The following is a 16272-nucleotide window of genomic DNA, read 5'->3' as shown; positions in this document are numbered from 1 at the left end:
AAAATCTGGACCGGTATTGTCGCGGCGCCGGTACAAAACCAATCCACAAGATCGCCGGCGCCGATTACCGAGGTAGCTCATGGCCCATGCGTCGTCTCCGCCTATCGAATCGCGGCATCAGCTCGTCGAAACCCTTTCACGTGGCTGCAAGCCCAAATCCGACTGGCGCATCGGCACCGAGCACGAGAAATTCACCTACTATTCGGACACGTTCAAACCCGTCCCGTATTTCGGCGAGCGCGGCATTGGCGCGCTGCTCGACAAAGCGCAGCGCGAGACCGCGTGGCTGCCGTACTATGACGGCGAGAACGTCATCGGGCTCAACAACCCGCTTGGCGGTGGCGCGATCTCTCTCGAACCAGGGGGGCAGTTCGAGCTTTCGGGCGCACCGCTCGAAACGATTCACGAGACCTGCGTCGAGACCAACGATCATCTACGCATGCTGCGCAAGTTCACCGGGCCGATGGGGATCGAATTTCTCGGTATGGGCGTAACGCCGACATGGACGCTCGCGGAAATCCCGCAAATGCCGAAATCGCGCTACGGGATCATGGCGCCCTATATGGAAAAGGTCGGCACGCTGGGCACCTCGATGATGTTCCGCTCATGCACGGTGCAGGTCAATCTCGACTTTGCCGATGAGGCGGACATGGTCAAAAAGCTGCGCGTCGGGTTGGCGTTGCAGCCGATCGCGACGGCGCTTTTCGCCAATTCGCCCTTCCTGGAGGGCAAGCCCAATGGCTATCTCTCGTTCCGATCGCACATCTGGCGCAATACCGACGCAGCGCGGACAGGCATGCTGCCCTTTGTGTTCGAGGAGGGGATGAGTTTCGAGCGGTATGCGGACTACGCACTCGACGTGCCGATGTATTTCGTTATCCGCGACGGCAAATACATCAACTGCGCCGGCGAGAGCTTCCGCGCTTTTCTCGATGGCAGGCTGCCGCAACTGCCCGGCGAGGTTCCGACGCTGAAGGATTGGGAAGACCATCTCTCGACACTCTTCCCCGAAGTGCGGATGAAACAATTCCTTGAAATGCGCGGGGCGGACGGCGCACCCTGGCAGGGCGTTTGTGCGCTGCCCGCGTTCTGGGTCGGGCTTATGTACGACAGTCCGTCCCTGGAGGCCGCCTGGAATCTCGTCAAGGACTGGACCGCCGAGGAACGCGAAGGTTTACGCGCCGAGGTGCCGCGCACGGCGCTCAATACGCCATTCCGGTCCGGAACGGTTCGCGACCTTGCCAGAGAGGCTGTCGCAATCGCACGCGTGGGGCTCAAGGCGCGCGACCGCAGCAATTGGGAAGGCGCTGACGAGTCGATCTTTCTCAAGCCACTCGATTTTACGCTCGAAACCGGCAAAACGCCCGCCGAACGGCTGCTTGATTGCTATTATGGCGAGTGGCACGGGGATGTGACCCGCATTTATACCGATCATGCGATGGCACGCGGAGCGGCGTAGAGCAGTCGGCGTTTGGCTATTTCGTCTGCGCCTTGAATACCCGCACGCCCAGCCAAGTGCCCAGTAACAGAAAGCCCAGCGCGACGGCGACGCCAATGCCGGTTTCCGGTGACGCGATGTCGCCGCGGAAGACCGCGCGCAAACCCTCGACCACATGTTTGATCGGATTGATGTCGGAAACGATCCGGAGCCAGAACGGTGCGAGGCTCATGGGTAGGAGGATGCCCGATAGCAGCAGGATCGGCAGCGCGAACATGTTGACGAGCGGGGCAAAGGCGTTTTCGCTCTTCAAGCTCAGGGCCGCCGCGTAGGAAAGCGCGGAAAAGGCGGCGCCCAGCAGGCCCACGACGAAAATCCCGACGACGACGACGTCCAAAGGCACGCGGAGCCCCATGACATACGCCGCGCCGAGAAGGATAAGCCCCTGGGTGATGACGAGCAGCGTATCGTGCAAAACCCGGCCGCCGATCAGCGCCCAGCGGCTCGCCGGTGTGACGAGCATACGGTCGATCACGCCGGACCGCCACTCGGCGATGATGCCAAAGCCGACAAATGCCGTACCGAAAATCCCCAGCTGAACGAGCAGTCCGGGAACGAACACCTGCCACGCATCGCCGGCGGGAAATCCCGGCGTCTGCGCGACCTGCTGCAGAAGCGGACCGAACAGCGTGAGATAGAGGATCGGCTGCATGATGGAGATGAGGCTCCACGTGGGGTTTGCCAGCGACAACCGCAGCGCGCGCAGGAAAACGATGTAGGTTTCGGAGAGAAAGCGCATTGGGGGTATCCTCTAAGCGGCTTCGTCGCGTAGCGAGCGGCCAGTCAAAGTCAGAAACACGTCGTCCAGTGTCGGGCGCTTGACCGCGACGCCGGCGATCTCGATGGCGTTCTTGTCCAGAAGCCGGAGGATGCCTGGCAATGCCGCGCCGCCGTCGGGAAGATGGACGCGCACAACACTGTCCTCGACAATCGGAGCATCCGCACCAGGCAATTCGCCGAGCAGCCCGGCGGCGGTTTCGGCTGTCTCGGGGTCTTCGAGCGTCAGCGTCACCGCGTCGCCCGAAACGCGTTTCTTGAGCTCTTCCTGGGTGCCCGTCGCGACGATCTCGCCATGGTCAATGACAAGAATGCGGTCGGAAAGCTGGTCGGCCTCGTCCATATAATGGGTGGTGATGAACACTGTCGTGCCCAGCTCGTCCCTCAGCTTGCGGATGTGATCCCACAGATTGGCGCGGCTTTGCGGATCAAGACCGGTCGAGGGTTCATCGAGGAAGACGAGTTCAGGCTCGTGGATGAGGCCCATCACGATATCGAGCCGTCGCCGCTGGCCGCCCGAAAGCGCATTGCACTTGCGGTCCCATATGCCCTCGAGATCGAGCGCCGAAAGCAGTGCCTTGCCGCGTGCAATCGCGGTTTGCTTGGGGATGCCGTAGAGCCGGGCGTGATCGACAATCTCATTGCCCGCTATGGCCTCGCCGAACGTACCGCCGCTTTGCGAGACATAGCCGATCCGCCGCCGCACGCCTTCGGGATCTTTCAAGAGATCGCAGCCGACGACCTGCGCCTCGCCCCCCGTAGGTTCGAGCAGGGTGCAGAGCATTTTGAGCGTCGTTGTCTTGCCCGCGCCGTTGGGACCGAGAAAGCCGACGATTTCGCCGCGATGGACATCGATATCGATACCGCGAACGGCTTCGATCACGGTCTTGCGGGTCTTATACACGCGCCTCAATCCGCGCGCATGCACGATGAGATCGGAAGCAGGGGTAGGCATGGGCAAAAACTCTGGACGATGGATATTATCTTAGGGTATAAATATCTTATGAAGCAAGATAATTCAAATGGCAACCCCGCTGACGCGGCTATGGCGCTCAAATCCGCCGTGCGGCACGACCAGGTTGCAACCTCGCTCTTCGACGAGACCTTCGCGGCATTTCTCGGAATCGACGCCAACGGCGGACGTTGCCTTGAGATCATGAGCCTTGCGGGGCGGGTTACCGCGGGGCAATTGGCCGAACAGGCGCGGCTAACGACGGGTGCGGTGACCGGCGTTGTCGATCGGCTTGAGCGTGCCGGCTACGCCCGCCGTGTGCGCGATGAAACCGACCGGCGCAAGGTCTGGATCGAGCCGACAGAGCTTGCCGGGCGGATTGCAGCGCGCGTGTTCAGCCAGTTCGCGGATATCGGCGTCCTGATCATGCAGTATTTCACCGTCGAAGAAATCGATGCGATTACGCGCTTCATCGAAATGAACACTGCCATCAACCGGGAGCGCACGCGTCTTCTGATGCAACATATGGTACCGCCCGAAGGAACCAACGAAGACCGGATCGTGGAAGCTCGCGCGTTCGAGCGCGACACGCAGATCATGACGCGCAAGGCGCAGAGCGCCTACGATGCCGGCAAGCCGATCAGCGAAGAGACGTTTGAGGAGTAGGGGCTTACTCCGCTGCCTCGGCCCCATTGCGGTCCGAACCCGGAAGATTGCCCATCGACTCGGTAATATGCTTCACCAGCGCGTCGTAGATCCCGCCATAGGCGTGCGAGGCGCGCAGGAGGGCGATCTGGGCATCCTGCAGGCGGGGCAGGCGCTGTTCCTCGCCGACCACCCGCATACCCGGCTGCAGCGCGCTTTCGGGCAGGAAGCCAACGGCGAGGTCCGAGAGCACCGCGCTCGTGATCGCCATGGCGTTCGACGAGGTGTAGACGATGCGGAAATCGCGGTTGACCCGGCTCAGCGCGTCCACCGCATCGGCGCGCCAGATGCAGAAATTGGGGCCACAGGCGAGCGGCATCGGGTCGGTCGCAAGCGCCCGGCCGCCATGGCTCGCCACCCAGAACATCCGCTCGGTACGGAAGAGCTCGCCGAACTCATGCATGGTGCCCTGGGTGAAAACGATAATGTCGTACCGTCCTTCGCGCATGCCTTTGAGCAGCACTTCCGAAGGCTGGCAGCTCACATCGACCGTTATCTTGGGGTGCGTGCGCTGGAAGCTTGAAAGCAGCACGGGCAGGAGCTTCACGGCGTAGTCGTCCGGCACGCCGAACCGGATATTGCCCGCAAGGTCACCCTCCGAGAACATATCGATGATCTCGGCATTGATCTTGAGCATTCTCCGGGCGCGGGCGTAGAGCCCCTCGCCTTCCGTGGTGAGCGTGACACGCCGTCCGTCGCGCGTGAAAAGGGATTGCCCAAGCCGTTCTTCCAGCCGCTTGATCTGCATGGAAACCGCCGACTGGGTCTTGTAGACGCGCTTTGCCGCTTCGGTGAAGCTGCCGCAATCGGCAATCGCACAGAAGGTCTGAAGCTGGTCGAGATCGAGGGGCGCAGCCATTGCGCAAATCCATCACTTTTTTTGATCAGAAAGATGAAATCTATTTGTTTGAATAATGCGGTTCAAGTGCCTATCTCCCCTTTCGTGCATGATGATCCGGACGTAGCGCCCCAAAGACGACGAGTCCGATCGGTTGAATAACGGTGCCCGGCCCTGCCGGGCGCGCGGTGCCTTGCGCCCGTGCTAGTGCCAGATGGAGTTGATCGATGGCCTGGTTTTTTGGTAAATCCCACAGAGGTTCCGGCATGCGCCGGTCCACCCTTGTTTCAATGATGCGTATGGACGCGGCCCAACTCGGTGATATGGGCCTGACCCATCATGATGTTGCAGAGGCCTTGCGTCACCCCGGTGTTGCCGCCGGCGCATTCCTCGACGCGCGCCGTAACGCGCGCGCAGCCGAATGGCTTCGGTGACCCCTTGCCGATAGCCTGACGGTGGGCCTTCTGCCCCCCTGCGTTTTTGCCGACGTGGGTGGGCCATTCAAAGCACGGAAGGTCCTCCACCTCAGCAAGGTCGAATTTGCCTATGGCCTTGTGTTTCCTAGCCTTAAGCCGGACCTTTTTGGGGTCCGGCTTTTGTTTTTGGGCTACGGCAGAGCCGCAAAGCCTTCCGCGAAGCCGTTGAGTGAAACCGGAATGCCGATGCCCTCTTCCGGTGTGCGGAAGATGATAAAGATACCCGTCTCGCCCGTGGACAGCCTTTCTATCAGCGCATCGTCCATCACCACTTCGGCGATGCACCCGTTGGGCAGGCAGCGTACGAAGTGGACGCGTCCCTGATCCTCGCCGTCGATATTGAGCCCGAGCCCGCCGACGGGCTGGCCGTCGGACGATTCTCCGAGTAGGAGTACGCCGAGCGGCGCCAGCACGCGCAAGAGGCGCGCCTGCCGGTCGGCAGTCTTCATCACGATGACCGAGAGCGCAACGTTGGGCTGGTCTTCGGCGGTGACGTTCTGGATGAGCGCGCACTGCTCCTCGCTCGCGCCGGGAGGCATGTCGCAGCTCAACTGCCAGTCTCCGTGCTGCGAACGCACTGTACCTTGCGCCTGCGCGGGCTGGGTAAGGAGCGCGGTAACGATGAGGCCAAGCCCAATGAGCAGCGCCGAAAGCGGAATGGTCATACGCGTCACGAATTCTCTCCTGCCGAACGCCGGCCGACTATTTCCGAGTCGGCTCATGGTTTCGCCCTTGTGTCCAAGGCGCAACCGCCTTTGTCAATCCAATCACAGCGCTTGAGGCACAACTGCGGCACGCATGAGGCGAAATCGGTGCAATATGACGCACGAACCGGGGCTGATGTTCAATTGCCTTCATTCCCCGGATGTGGTTTAGCTGACCCACGAGAAAACCCTGCACCCTGCATCTGAGTCGGGCGCGTGCAGCTTATCGCTATGCGTGCGTCGGGCCGGGTAATGGGGGCATATAAAACAAACGAAGGTTCAGGAGAGATCCAGGTGACAGGATTTTCTTTCCGTCTCGCTAAGGCCTCGCTCGCGGCACTTGCCGCCGTGTCTCCCGCCGCCGCAATGGCGCAGGACGGACATGCGGCCCCGGGACAGATTGGCTTGCAGACGTCGGTTACCCCCATCATGGACTCCATTACAGCGTTCCATGACAACCTGCTTATGTGGATCATTACGGCGATCACGCTGTTTGTCCTTGCGCTCCTCATCTGGGTGATCGTGCGGTACAATCAGCGCGCAAATCCCACGCCTTCCAGGACGACCCACAACACGCTTGTCGAGATCGTCTGGACCGTGGTGCCGATCCTGATCCTCATCGTTATCGCGATCCCGTCCTTCGGCGTTCTGGCCGATCAGGAAACCATTCCCGATGGCGAGCGCAGCTATCTGGGATCCGCGATCTTCTCGAATGGCGAGGTCGCTGTTCCGGCGCCCGAATTGACCATCAAGGCGACCGGCTACCAGTGGTACTGGGGCTATGAATATATGGATGACGGCGTCAATTTCGCCTCGATCATGCTCACCGACGAGCAGCGCGCCCAGGAGAAACCGGATGAACCCCGCCTTCTGGCCGTGGATCAGGAACTCGTCGTTCCAGTCGATACCACGGTGCGTGTGCTCGTGACCGGTGCCGACGTAATCCACGCGTTCGCGGTGCCGTCTTTCGGCATCAAGGTTGACGCGGTGCCTGGGCGGAATAATGAGACCTGGTTCTATGCCCGTGAGACGGGGATGTACTACGGTCAGTGTTCGGAATTGTGCGGCAAGGATCACGCCTTCATGCCGATCGCTGTGCGCGTCGTAAGCCAGGAGCAGTTCGATGCCTGGATCGCGCAGGCGGGCGAGGGCGACCTGGCCGGGGCCAATGCGCTTCTGGCGCAGGCCGAATGAAGATTGAGTGAGGGAAAGAATAATGGCTGACGTGGCTCACGACGCTCACGCCGAACACCACGGTGTTCCGACCGGTTGGAAGCGTTACGTCTATTCGACCAACCATAAGGATATCGGCATACTCTATCTGGTCTTCGCCGTCGTGGCGGGGGTCATCGGCGGCGCGCTTTCGGGCTTCATGCGCTGGGAGCTTGCCGAGCCGGGCATTCAGATCTTCCACGGCCTCGCTGCTATGGCCTATGGCGCCGAGGGTAATGCTGCGATTGACGCCGGCAAGCACATGTTCAATGTGTTCACCACCGCGCACGCGCTGATCATGATCTTCTTCATGGTCATGCCAGCGATGATCGGCGGCTTTGCCAACTTCATGGTGCCCATCATGATCGGCGCGCCGGACATGGCGTTCCCGCGCATGAACAACATCTCGTTCTGGCTGCTCCCGCCGGCGTTCATCTTGCTCTTGATGTCGATGTTCTTCGAAGGCCCTCCGGGCGCTTTCGGGGTCGGCGGCGGTTGGACGATCTATCCGCCGCTGTCCACGACCGGTCAGCCCGGGCCTGCGATGGATTTTGCGATCCTGGCCCTGCACATTGCCGGCGCGTCCTCGATCCTTGGTGCGATCAACTTCATCACCACGATCTTCAACATGCGCGCGCCCGGCATGACCATGTTCAAGATGCCGCTCTTCCCCTGGGCCGTGCTGATCACCGCGTTCCTGCTGCTGCTTTCGCTGCCGGTTCTTGCGGGCGCCATCACCATGCTTCTGACTGACCGCAATTTCGGAACGACCTTCTTCGATCCGGCCGGCGGCGGTGATCCGATCCTGTTCCAACACCTGTTCTGGTTCTTCGGTCACCCGGAAGTGTACATTCTGATCCTGCCGGGCTTCGGCATCATCAGCCACATCGTCTCGACCTTCTCGCGCAAGCCGATCTTCGGCTATCTGGGCATGGTCTACGCGATGATCGCGATCGGTGCCGTCGGGTTCGTCGTGTGGGCGCACCACATGTACACCACCGGCGTGTCGCTCGACACCCAGCGCTACTTCGTTGCCGCGACCATGATCATCGCGGTGCCGACCGGCGTTAAGATCTTCTCGTGGATTGCGACGATGTGGGGGGGCTCGATCCGCTTCACGACGCCGATGCTCTGGGCCGTTGGGTTCATCTTCCTGTTCACCGTCGGCGGCGTGACAGGCGTCGTCCTGGCCAACGCCGGTGCGGACCGCGCGCTCCACGACACCTACTACGTCGTGGCGCACTTCCACTATGTGCTTTCGCTGGGCGCCGTGTTCGCCATCTTCGCGGGCTGGTACTACTGGTTCCCCAAGATGTTCGGCGTGATGTACTCCGAGTTCCTGGGCAAGCTGCATTTCTGGATCATGTTCGTCGGTGTGAACCTGATCTTCTTCCCGCAGCATTTCCTCGGCCTCGCCGGTATGCCGCGCCGCTATATCGACTACCCCGACAGCTATGCGCTGTGGAATATGGTCTCCTCGGTTGGCTACGTGATTACGCTTGCGGCGGTTGCTGTGTTCCTGTGGTCGCTGGTTGAAGCGTTTGCCAAAAAGCGCAAGGCAGCGGACAATCCTTGGGGGGAAGGCGCGACCACGCTCGAGTGGACGCTTTCTTCGCCGCCGCCGTACCACCAGTTCGAGACCCTGCCGCGCTTCAGCTAGGCCGGGCGTTTCGAAGTCATGCAAGACATGTGCAACCCGGTTCGCCGGGTTGCATCTTTTAGAAAAAGTACCGGGATCCTCACTCTTGGTTTTCGTGGAGCACAACGCAAAGACGGCTTCTTCATCCGCTGGCGGGCGGGTGGAGGATTACGTTGCGCTTTTAAAGCCGCGTGTCATGTCGCTTGTGGTGTTCACGGCCTTTGTGGGCATGCTCGTCGCTCCCGGCAATATTCATCCGTTCATCGGCTTCGTCGCCATTTTGTGCATCGCGGTGGGGGCAGGGGCCTCCGGCGCGCTCAATATGTGGTACGACGCCGATATCGACGCCATCATGAGCCGCACGCTCAACCGGCCGATCCCTTCCGGTCGCGTCACGCGCGAGGAGGCGCTCGGCTTCGGGTTGACGCTGTCGGCTTTTTCCGTCGGCACGCTGGGGCTGGCGACCAACTGGCTCGCCGCGGGCCTTCTGGCCTTTACGATCTTCTTCTATGTTGTCATCTACACGATGTGGCTCAAGCGTTCGACGCCACAGAACATCGTGATCGGCGGTGCGGCGGGCGCCTTCCCGCCGATGATCGGCTGGGCGGCGGTGACCGGCACGGTCTCGATGGATGCCCTCATCCTTTTCATGATCATCTTTCTGTGGACTCCGCCCCATTTCTGGGCACTGGCGCTCTATAAGAAAGGTGACTACGAGGCTGCAGGCATTCCGATGCTGCCCAATGTCGCCGGCGAACGTGCGACGCAAAACCAGATCGTCATTTATACGGTGCTTCTGACCGTAACCGGCTTCGGTCCGGTGCTGACCGGGCTCGTGGGCTGGTTCTATGCGATCCCGGCTGCGGTTCTGGGGGCTATATTCTCCGCGCTCGCCGTCCGGGTCCGCCTTTCGAGCGGGGTTGAGATGAAGCGCCGCGCCCGCGTCCTTTTCGCCTATTCCTTGAGCTATCTGTTTGTGCTTTTTGTCGCGCTGCTGGCCGATGTGGGCCTCATCAGATGGTTTGGGTCGGTCTGATGGCGGATGAGGAAAAGAATATGACCGAAGCTGAGATATTTCAGAAGCGCCGCCGCCGCCGTTCTATCGCGATCGGTCTGGCGCTGGGCGCGCTGGTTCTTATTTTCTACGCCGTGACCATCATCAAGCTCGGTCCGGGCGTCCTCGACAGGCCGCTTTAGGGAGCACTCCGATGGCCGTTGCGCATCCGATCCACCGCAAAGTTTCCAATCGCACCATCGTCCTGATGGCGGCGGGCTTTGTTGCGTTCATGGTGGGGATGTCCTTTGCCGCCGTGCCGCTCTACAACATCTTTTGCGCCGTTACCGGATATGGCGGCACCACACAGGCGGCGGAGGCCAATCCCAAGGGCGTTATCGACCGGGAAATGGGCGTGCGCTTCGACGCCAATATAGATGCGGGTCTGCCGCTGCATGTCGAACCCGCGGCGGTGACGACGAGCAGGATCGGCGAGGTGCAGACTATCGTCTACCGCGCGACCAACCTTTCGAGCGAACCGCTGACGACGACGGCAAGCTTCAACGTAACGCCGCAGACCACCGGTATCTATTTCAACAAGATCGAATGTTTCTGCTTTACCGAGCAGACGATTCCGCCCAATACGACGGTCGAAATGCCCGTCACCTATTTTGTCGATCCCGACCTCGATTCCGACAGCACCTTGCGGACGATCCAGCAGATCACGCTGTCTTACACATTTCACCAAAATTGATGGGGAACACATAAATCATGGCAGCTACCAAGAACCATGACTACCATCTGGTCGATCTGAGCCCGTGGCCCTTCTTGGGGTCCGTCGCGGTGCTCATCATGGCCATCGGCGGTATTCTTTTCATGCACGGCTCGCCGCCATGGATGTTCCTGGCCGGGCTCGTGGGCGTGCTTTATGTCATGTTCGCCTGGTGGTCGGACGTCGTGAAGGAAGCTGAAACCGGTTACCACACGCCGGTCGTCCAGCTTCATCACCGCTACGGCATGATGCTGTTCATCGCCTCGGAAGTGATGTTCTTCGTCGCCTGGTTCTGGGCCTATTTCGATGCGTCCTGGTATCCAGGCGAGGCGGTTCAGTTCGCGCGTACGGAGTTCACCGGTGGCCACTGGCCTCCCCAAGGCATCGAAGTGTTCAATCCCTGGCACCTGCCGCTGTTCAATACGCTCGTGCTGCTGCTTTCGGGCACCACGGTCACCTGGGCGCACCATGCGCTGCTCGAGGGTGATCGGGAGGGCCTCAAATGGGGGCTTGTGCTGACTGTCCTGCTCGGCGTGCTGTTCTCCTCCGTCCAGATCCTCGAATATTCCGAGGCGCCGTTCTCCTTCTCGGGCAATATCTACGGCGCGACCTTCTTCATGGCGACGGGTTTCCACGGCTTCCACGTCTTCATCGGCACGATCTTCCTGCTGGTGTGCCTTGTCCGCGCGATAGCCGGGCAGTTCACGCCCAAGCAGCATCTGGGCTTCGAATTCGCTGCCTGGTACTGGCACTTCGTCGACGTCGTGTGGCTGTTCCTGTTTTCCTCGATCTACGTCTGGGGCTCGATCGGCGCGGTCGGGATCCATTAGACAAACAGAAAGGCCGGGAGCCCGATTCGGGCTCCCGGCGATACTCACATGAACGCTACGCCGCCTTCCCCAATCGCTACGGGTCTTGCTGGCCGGTGTCCCCGGTGTGGCGAGGGGCACTTATTCTCAGGCTTCCTGACCCTCGCCGACACCTGTGAAAGCTGCGGGCTCGATTATTCCTTTGCCGATAGCGGTGACGGCCCTGCCGTCCTCATCATGTTCCCCGTAGGGACCATCGTCGTGCTGCTGTGGCTCTTAACGGATGCGCTGTTCGGTTTTCCGTTCATCGTCCATATCCTCTTATGGTTCCCCACCACGATCATCCTCTCGATCGCGCTCCTGCGGCCATTCAAGGGCGTGATGATCAACCTCCAATATAAGGCCGGCGCCCGGCCCGGCGGGGGACCGGGAGAGATGGAAGGCTGATGGCAGCGCGCAGGTTCGGCTCGCTAGGTCAGTGGACTTTCGTCGTCTTCATGCTCCTCCTGATGGTCGTGTTTCTGGTGCTGGGCACCTGGCAAGTTCAACGCCTCGCGGAGAAAGACACGCTCATCGCTCGCGTCGAAGCGCGGTTTTCCGAAGCGCCTATTGCGTTTCCAGCGGCCAGCGCATGGTCCTCGATCGATCCCGAAGTATTCGACTACCGCCCTTTCAAGGTGACAGGCACGTTCAGACACGACCTGACGGTGCTCGTTTTCGATAACCTCACCGATGCGAATGGCCAGTTCTCCGGCCCGGGATACTGGGTGATGGCACCCCTTATGACGGACAATGACGGCGCGCTCTGGGTCAATCGCGGCTTCGTGCCTGAAAATCAGGCTTCCTCTTTTGCCAATGGGGGCCCCGCACCCCAGGGCGAAGTCGCAATCGAAGGTGTCGCGCGACGCCCCGAAATGGCCAATCCGTTTACGCCGGGTCCCAAGGTCGCCGAGCGCCGCGAATGGGTGCGGGATCCGGAACGGCTCGCGCTGTTCCTGCCCGAAGGGATCGCGCCTGTTGCGCCCGTCACGCTGGACCAGATCGCGGGTCCATCAGGCACCTTGCCCCAGGGCGGGGAAACGAAGATCACGTTTCCCAACCGGCATTTCGAATATGCGGGTACATGGTATGCCTTCGCACTCGTAACCCTCGTGATGCTCGGCTTCTGGATATGGCGCCAGCTCCATCCGGGAAATCTTGCCCATCGGGACAATGACAACTAACTCGGACTTCTCACACTGGCTATGCCCTGCGCTGGTTCAAAGTGGCGTCAGGGTAGCCGGAGAGCGCAGTGCGTATTGGACATACGTGCAAGCTCTCCGGCGTACACTGTCGCCACTTTCAACCAGCCCTTCGGGTCGGATTTTGGCGGCCGCCTCCGGGCACGGCGCGAGAAAAGCGTATGCCCGATACGCTTTTTCGCTCCGCACCCGTATGCGACTCGCCAAAATCCGACGCAGGACGTAGCCAGTGTGAGAAGTCCGAGTTAAGGTGCGCCCAAAACAATAAGGGGTCCTCTTTCATGCGGTATGTCAGTACGCGCGGCCAAGCGCCGGCACTGGGATTTTGTGATGCTGTGCTGGCGGGCCTCGCACGCGATGGCGGGCTCTATGTTCCCGAAAGCTGGCCGCAATTTACCGCCGAGGAGATGCACAATTTCGCCAACCGCCACTATGAGGATGTGGCGCTCGCGGTGATCTCGCGCTTCGTCGGGGACGAAATCCCTGCCGATGTCCTCAAGACCATGATCAAGGAAGCCTACAAGAGCTTCAACCATCCCTCGATTGCACCCGTGACCGAACTCGAACCGGGTCATTTCGTGCTCGAGCTCTGGCACGGCCCGACGCTCGCCTTCAAGGACGTGGCGATGCAGTTCCTCGCGCGGGTGATGGACTATATCCTTGGCGAGCGCGGCCAGCGTGCGACGATCATCGGCGCGACTTCGGGTGACACGGGATCGGCGGCTATCGAGGCGTTCAAAGGACGCGAGAACACAGATATCTTCATTCTGCACCCCAAGGGCCGCACATCCGTCGTGCAGCGCCGGCAGATGACGACGGTGGCGGACGCCAACGTCCATAACATCGCGCTCGAAGGCTCGTTTGACGATTGCCAGGCTATCGTCAAGGATCTCTTCGCCGACCATCGGTTCAGGGACGCGGCCAAGCTTTCGGGCGTCAATTCGATCAACTGGGGCCGGATCGTCGCTCAGATTGTGTACTACTTCACCTCGGCTATCGCACTTGGCGCGCCGCACCGCCCGGTCACGTTCTGCGTGCCGACCGGCAATTTCGGCGACATCTTCGCCGGCTACTGCGCCAAAAAGATGGGCCTGCCTATCGAGAAGCTGATCGTTGCAACCAATTCCAACGATATTTTGCGCCGCGCCATCAAGGTCGGCCGCTATGACAAGCGCGGCGTGATCCCCACGGCCAGCCCCTCGATGGATATCGAGGTCTCGTCCAATTTCGAACGGCTCCTGTTCGAAGCCCTCAACAGGAACGGGGAAAAGACCGCAGCGCTATTGGGGTCGCTCAAGCAGTCCGGCGGCTTCGCCATTCCGGGCGTTGCGCTCGAAACGATCCGCTCGGACTTCGGCGCCGGCATGGCCGACGAGACGGCAACGGCCAATATCATCCGCGATGTTTACGAGCATTCGTCTTATCTGATCGATCCGCACACCGCTGTCGGCGTTGCGGTTGGGCGCGGGTTCAATTTCGGCCACACGCCGATCATCACACTCTCGACGGCGCATCCGGCCAAGTTCCCCGAAGCGGTAGAAGCGGCGACGGGCGTGCATCCGGCCTTGCCGCCGCGTCTCGCCGACCTAAATAATCGCGAGGAGCGTTATACGGTGCTGGCCAACGACGCCTCGAAAGTGGAAGATTTCATTCGCGCGAAAACACGCGCCTGGGAGGATTAGAATTTTGCCCGTAAAAAGCACGACCCTCGATAACGGCATGACGGTGATCACCGATGCCATGCCTCATCTCGAAAGTGCCGCTCTTGGCGTTTGGGTGAGGTCCGGGTCGCGCAGCGAAAACGACGACCAGCACGGCATCTCGCACCTACTCGAGCATATGGCCTTCAAGGGCACTAAGACACGCTCGGCTCGCGAAATCGCCGAAACCATTGAATCGGTGGGCGGAGATATCAACGCGGCGACATCTATCGAACACACCGGCTATTTCGCGCGTATCTTGAAGGACGACGTGGCACTCGCCGCCGACATCCTCTCCGATATCCTTCAGAATTCGGTTTTCGACGAAAAGGAGCTCGCGCGCGAGCAGCACGTCATCGTCCAGGAAATCGGAGCGTCCCAGGACGATCCCGACGATCACGTCTTCGACCTTTTCCAAAGCGCCGCTTATCCCGAACAGCCCATCGGGCGGACCATTCTAGGTACGGCGGAAACCGTGCGCAGTTTCGATTCCGGCTCGGTGCGCGCCTATATGGATAGCCATTATGTGGGCGATCACATGGTGGTTTCGGCTGCCGGTAATGTGGATCACGACCAACTCGTCGACGTTATCAACGATCGTTTCCATACCCTCAAGCCTACCGGCGCGCCCGAACCCGACCGTGCAAGCTACAAGGGCGGCGACAAGCGTGAGGATTCCGATCACGAGCAGACCCATATCGTTCTGGGGCTCGAAGGCCGCGCCTACAATACGGACGGCTTCTACGCCGCCCAGGTGCTCGCGACCGTATTGGGCGGAGGCATGAGCTCCCGGCTGTTCCAGGAAGTGCGCGAGCGCCGGGGCTTGTGCTATTCCGTCTATGCGTTCCACTGGGCCTTTGCCGACAGCGGGGTTTTCGGCGTGGCGGCATCGACCGGCGGCGACGAGGTCGGCGAACTGATGCCTGTGTTGCTCGAAGAATTGCAAAAGGCTGCGCGGGATATCACCGAGGAAGAGGTCATGCGCGTGCGCGCCCAGATCCGGGCGGGACTGCTGATGTCGCTCGAAAGCCCGTCCTCCCGCGCTGGCCAGCTTGCGCGGCAGCAAATCCTCTGGGGCCGCCCCATTCCGCTGCAGGAAACAGTCGACCGCATCAACCGTATCGATGCCGATCGCGTGAAGCATGTGGCCGGGCAGATCCTCTCGGCGGCCAATCCTTCGGTGGCGAGCGTCGGCCCGGTCCACAAGATGCCGGACTATTCCGCGATCGCTTCCAACTTTAAGTGACGGCGAACGGGGGTGTTCGGTTTTGCCGTCATGCGCCAGCCAACGCCTGTTATCCAGGGCGACGGACTGCTGTTGCGCTGCCCCCATCAATCCGATCACGTCGAATGGCGCGCGCTGCGTGTAAAAAGCCGTAAATTCCTCACGCCTTTCGAGCCGCGCTGGTCCGACGCGGACCTCTCCGCCCGCAACTTCGCCGCCCGCGTACGGCGCAACCGGCGCGATGCGATGTTGGGCACTGAATTCGCGTTCTTCATTTTCGCTCATATCGACAAGCAGTTGCCTCTGGTCGGCGGCCTGACGCTCTCCAACGTTCGCCGGCGCGCCGCGCAGAACGTGACGCTTGGCTACTGGATGGGCGAAGATTATGCGGGACAAGGCATAATGACGCGGGCGGTTGCCCTGATCTTGCCTTTTGTCTTCGACACTTTGGCGCTTCACCGCATCGATGCGGCCTGCCTGCCGGACAATGAAGCCTCCCGGCGGGTTCTCAAAGCGAACGGATTTAAGGAAATCGGCATTGCCGAGCACTATTTGCAGATCAACGGCGCCTGGCGGGATCACATGCTGTTTGCGCTAACCCGCGAGCACTATGATGCGCTTGCCGGTTAGGGCTTATCCATAAGTGTTGACAGGCCCCTAAGAACTGACTGCGTGCGGTTGCCAAAGCAGGCGGATCGCCGTTACCAAAGAGTATATCAGGATTTTGTGA

At 60.7% G+C, this 16272-nt stretch carries 18 protein-coding genes; 14 read left to right on the top strand and 4 right to left on the bottom strand.

Annotation, left to right across the window (positions count from 1 at the left end; genetic code table 11):
* The first annotated feature begins 79 nt into the window (after positions 1 to 79).
* Positions 80 to 1459: a glutamate--cysteine ligase gene (locus LG281_RS07635; protein WP_404405956.1), complete on the top strand. Its 1380-nt coding sequence runs from the start codon at positions 80 to 82 to the stop codon at positions 1457 to 1459.
* Between the two features lie 16 nt (positions 1460 to 1475).
* On the opposite strand, the gene LG281_RS07630 is transcribed toward LG281_RS07635, so the two are convergent.
* Both LG281_RS07630 and LG281_RS07625 read right to left on the bottom strand, forming a co-directional pair.
* Positions 1476 to 2237, bottom strand: coding sequence for an ABC transporter permease (locus LG281_RS07630; RefSeq protein ID WP_404405954.1), 762 nt, complete (start codon positions 2235 to 2237; stop codon positions 1476 to 1478).
* 12 nt (positions 2238 to 2249) lie between these two features.
* Positions 2250 to 3230 (bottom strand): ATP-binding cassette domain-containing protein, encoded by a 981-nt coding sequence (locus tag LG281_RS07625; RefSeq protein ID WP_404405952.1) that lies wholly within the window; start codon positions 3228 to 3230, stop codon positions 2250 to 2252.
* A gap of 48 nt (positions 3231 to 3278) precedes the next feature.
* Between LG281_RS07625 and LG281_RS07620 the strand changes: the two genes are divergently transcribed.
* Positions 3279 to 3893 (top strand): MarR family winged helix-turn-helix transcriptional regulator, encoded by a 615-nt coding sequence (locus tag LG281_RS07620; protein ID WP_404405950.1) that lies wholly within the window; start codon positions 3279 to 3281, stop codon positions 3891 to 3893.
* 4 nt (positions 3894 to 3897) lie between these two features.
* On the opposite strand, the gene LG281_RS07615 is transcribed toward LG281_RS07620, so the two are convergent.
* Complete coding sequence (locus LG281_RS07615) at positions 3898 to 4791, bottom strand: LysR family transcriptional regulator (RefSeq protein WP_404405948.1); 894 nt, start codon at positions 4789 to 4791, stop codon at positions 3898 to 3900.
* Between the two features lie 245 nt (positions 4792 to 5036).
* Here LG281_RS07615 and LG281_RS07610 point away from each other — a divergent pair, with 245 nt between their 5' ends.
* Positions 5037 to 5204, top strand: a complete 168-nt coding sequence (locus LG281_RS07610) for a hypothetical protein (RefSeq protein WP_404405946.1) — start codon at positions 5037 to 5039, stop codon at positions 5202 to 5204.
* Between the two features lie 173 nt (positions 5205 to 5377).
* Here LG281_RS07610 and LG281_RS07605 read toward each other — a convergent pair whose 3' ends face one another.
* The gene (locus tag LG281_RS07605) at positions 5378 to 5911 is read right to left on the bottom strand and encodes an invasion associated locus B family protein (RefSeq protein WP_404406663.1); all 534 of its coding nucleotides are present in this window, start codon (positions 5909 to 5911) and stop codon (positions 5378 to 5380) included.
* 333 nt (positions 5912 to 6244) lie between these two features.
* Here LG281_RS07605 and coxB point away from each other — a divergent pair, with 333 nt between their 5' ends.
* The 11 genes from coxB to LG281_RS07550 all read left to right on the top strand — a co-directional run bounded on the left by coxB (position 6245) and on the right by LG281_RS07550 (position 16172).
* Positions 6245 to 7144: a cytochrome c oxidase subunit II gene (gene coxB, locus LG281_RS07600; RefSeq protein ID WP_404405944.1), complete on the top strand. Its 900-nt coding sequence runs from the start codon at positions 6245 to 6247 to the stop codon at positions 7142 to 7144.
* 22 nt (positions 7145 to 7166) lie between these two features.
* A complete protein-coding gene (ctaD, locus tag LG281_RS07595) occupies positions 7167 to 8822 on the top strand; it encodes a cytochrome c oxidase subunit I (protein ID WP_404405942.1) in 1656 nt (551 codons plus the stop codon).
* An 85-nt stretch (positions 8823 to 8907) separates the two neighbouring features.
* A complete protein-coding gene (locus LG281_RS07590) occupies positions 8908 to 9837 on the top strand; it encodes a heme o synthase (RefSeq protein ID WP_404405940.1) in 930 nt (309 codons plus the stop codon).
* Positions 9838 to 9857: 20 nt separating this feature from the next.
* The gene (locus LG281_RS07585; protein ID WP_404405938.1) at positions 9858 to 9998 is read left to right on the top strand and encodes a hypothetical protein; all 141 of its coding nucleotides are present in this window, start codon (positions 9858 to 9860) and stop codon (positions 9996 to 9998) included.
* Between the two features lie 11 nt (positions 9999 to 10009).
* Entirely contained in the window at positions 10010 to 10549 is a 540-nt protein-coding gene (locus tag LG281_RS07580; protein WP_404405936.1) for a cytochrome c oxidase assembly protein, read from the top strand.
* Between the two features lie 17 nt (positions 10550 to 10566).
* A complete protein-coding gene (locus LG281_RS07575; protein ID WP_404405934.1) occupies positions 10567 to 11397 on the top strand; it encodes a cytochrome c oxidase subunit 3 in 831 nt (276 codons plus the stop codon).
* Positions 11398 to 11445: 48 nt separating this feature from the next.
* Positions 11446 to 11823: a DUF983 domain-containing protein gene (locus LG281_RS07570; RefSeq protein WP_404405932.1), complete on the top strand. Its 378-nt coding sequence runs from the start codon at positions 11446 to 11448 to the stop codon at positions 11821 to 11823.
* On the top strand, positions 11823 to 12599 hold the full coding sequence (locus LG281_RS07565; RefSeq protein ID WP_404405930.1) for an SURF1 family protein: 777 nt from the start codon (positions 11823 to 11825) through the stop codon (positions 12597 to 12599). Before LG281_RS07570 ends, LG281_RS07565 begins: the two co-directional genes overlap by 1 nt.
* Before the next feature lie 299 nt (positions 12600 to 12898).
* Entirely contained in the window at positions 12899 to 14299 is a 1401-nt protein-coding gene (gene thrC / locus LG281_RS07560; RefSeq protein WP_404405928.1) for a threonine synthase, read from the top strand.
* Positions 14300 to 14303: 4 nt separating this feature from the next.
* Positions 14304 to 15563, top strand: coding sequence for a M16 family metallopeptidase (locus LG281_RS07555; RefSeq protein WP_404405926.1), 1260 nt, complete (start codon positions 14304 to 14306; stop codon positions 15561 to 15563).
* Positions 15564 to 15575: 12 nt separating this feature from the next.
* Positions 15576 to 16172, top strand: coding sequence for a GNAT family N-acetyltransferase (locus tag LG281_RS07550; RefSeq protein WP_404405924.1), 597 nt, complete (start codon positions 15576 to 15578; stop codon positions 16170 to 16172).
* The last annotated feature ends 100 nt before the right edge of the window (positions 16173 to 16272 follow it).

Source organism: Pelagibacterium halotolerans (assembly GCF_044811015.1).
GTDB classification, from domain to species: domain Bacteria; phylum Pseudomonadota; class Alphaproteobacteria; order Rhizobiales; family Devosiaceae; genus Pelagibacterium; species Pelagibacterium halotolerans_A.
Note: the sequence above shows the minus strand (reverse complement) of the source record. Positions and strands in the feature narration are given on the sequence as shown.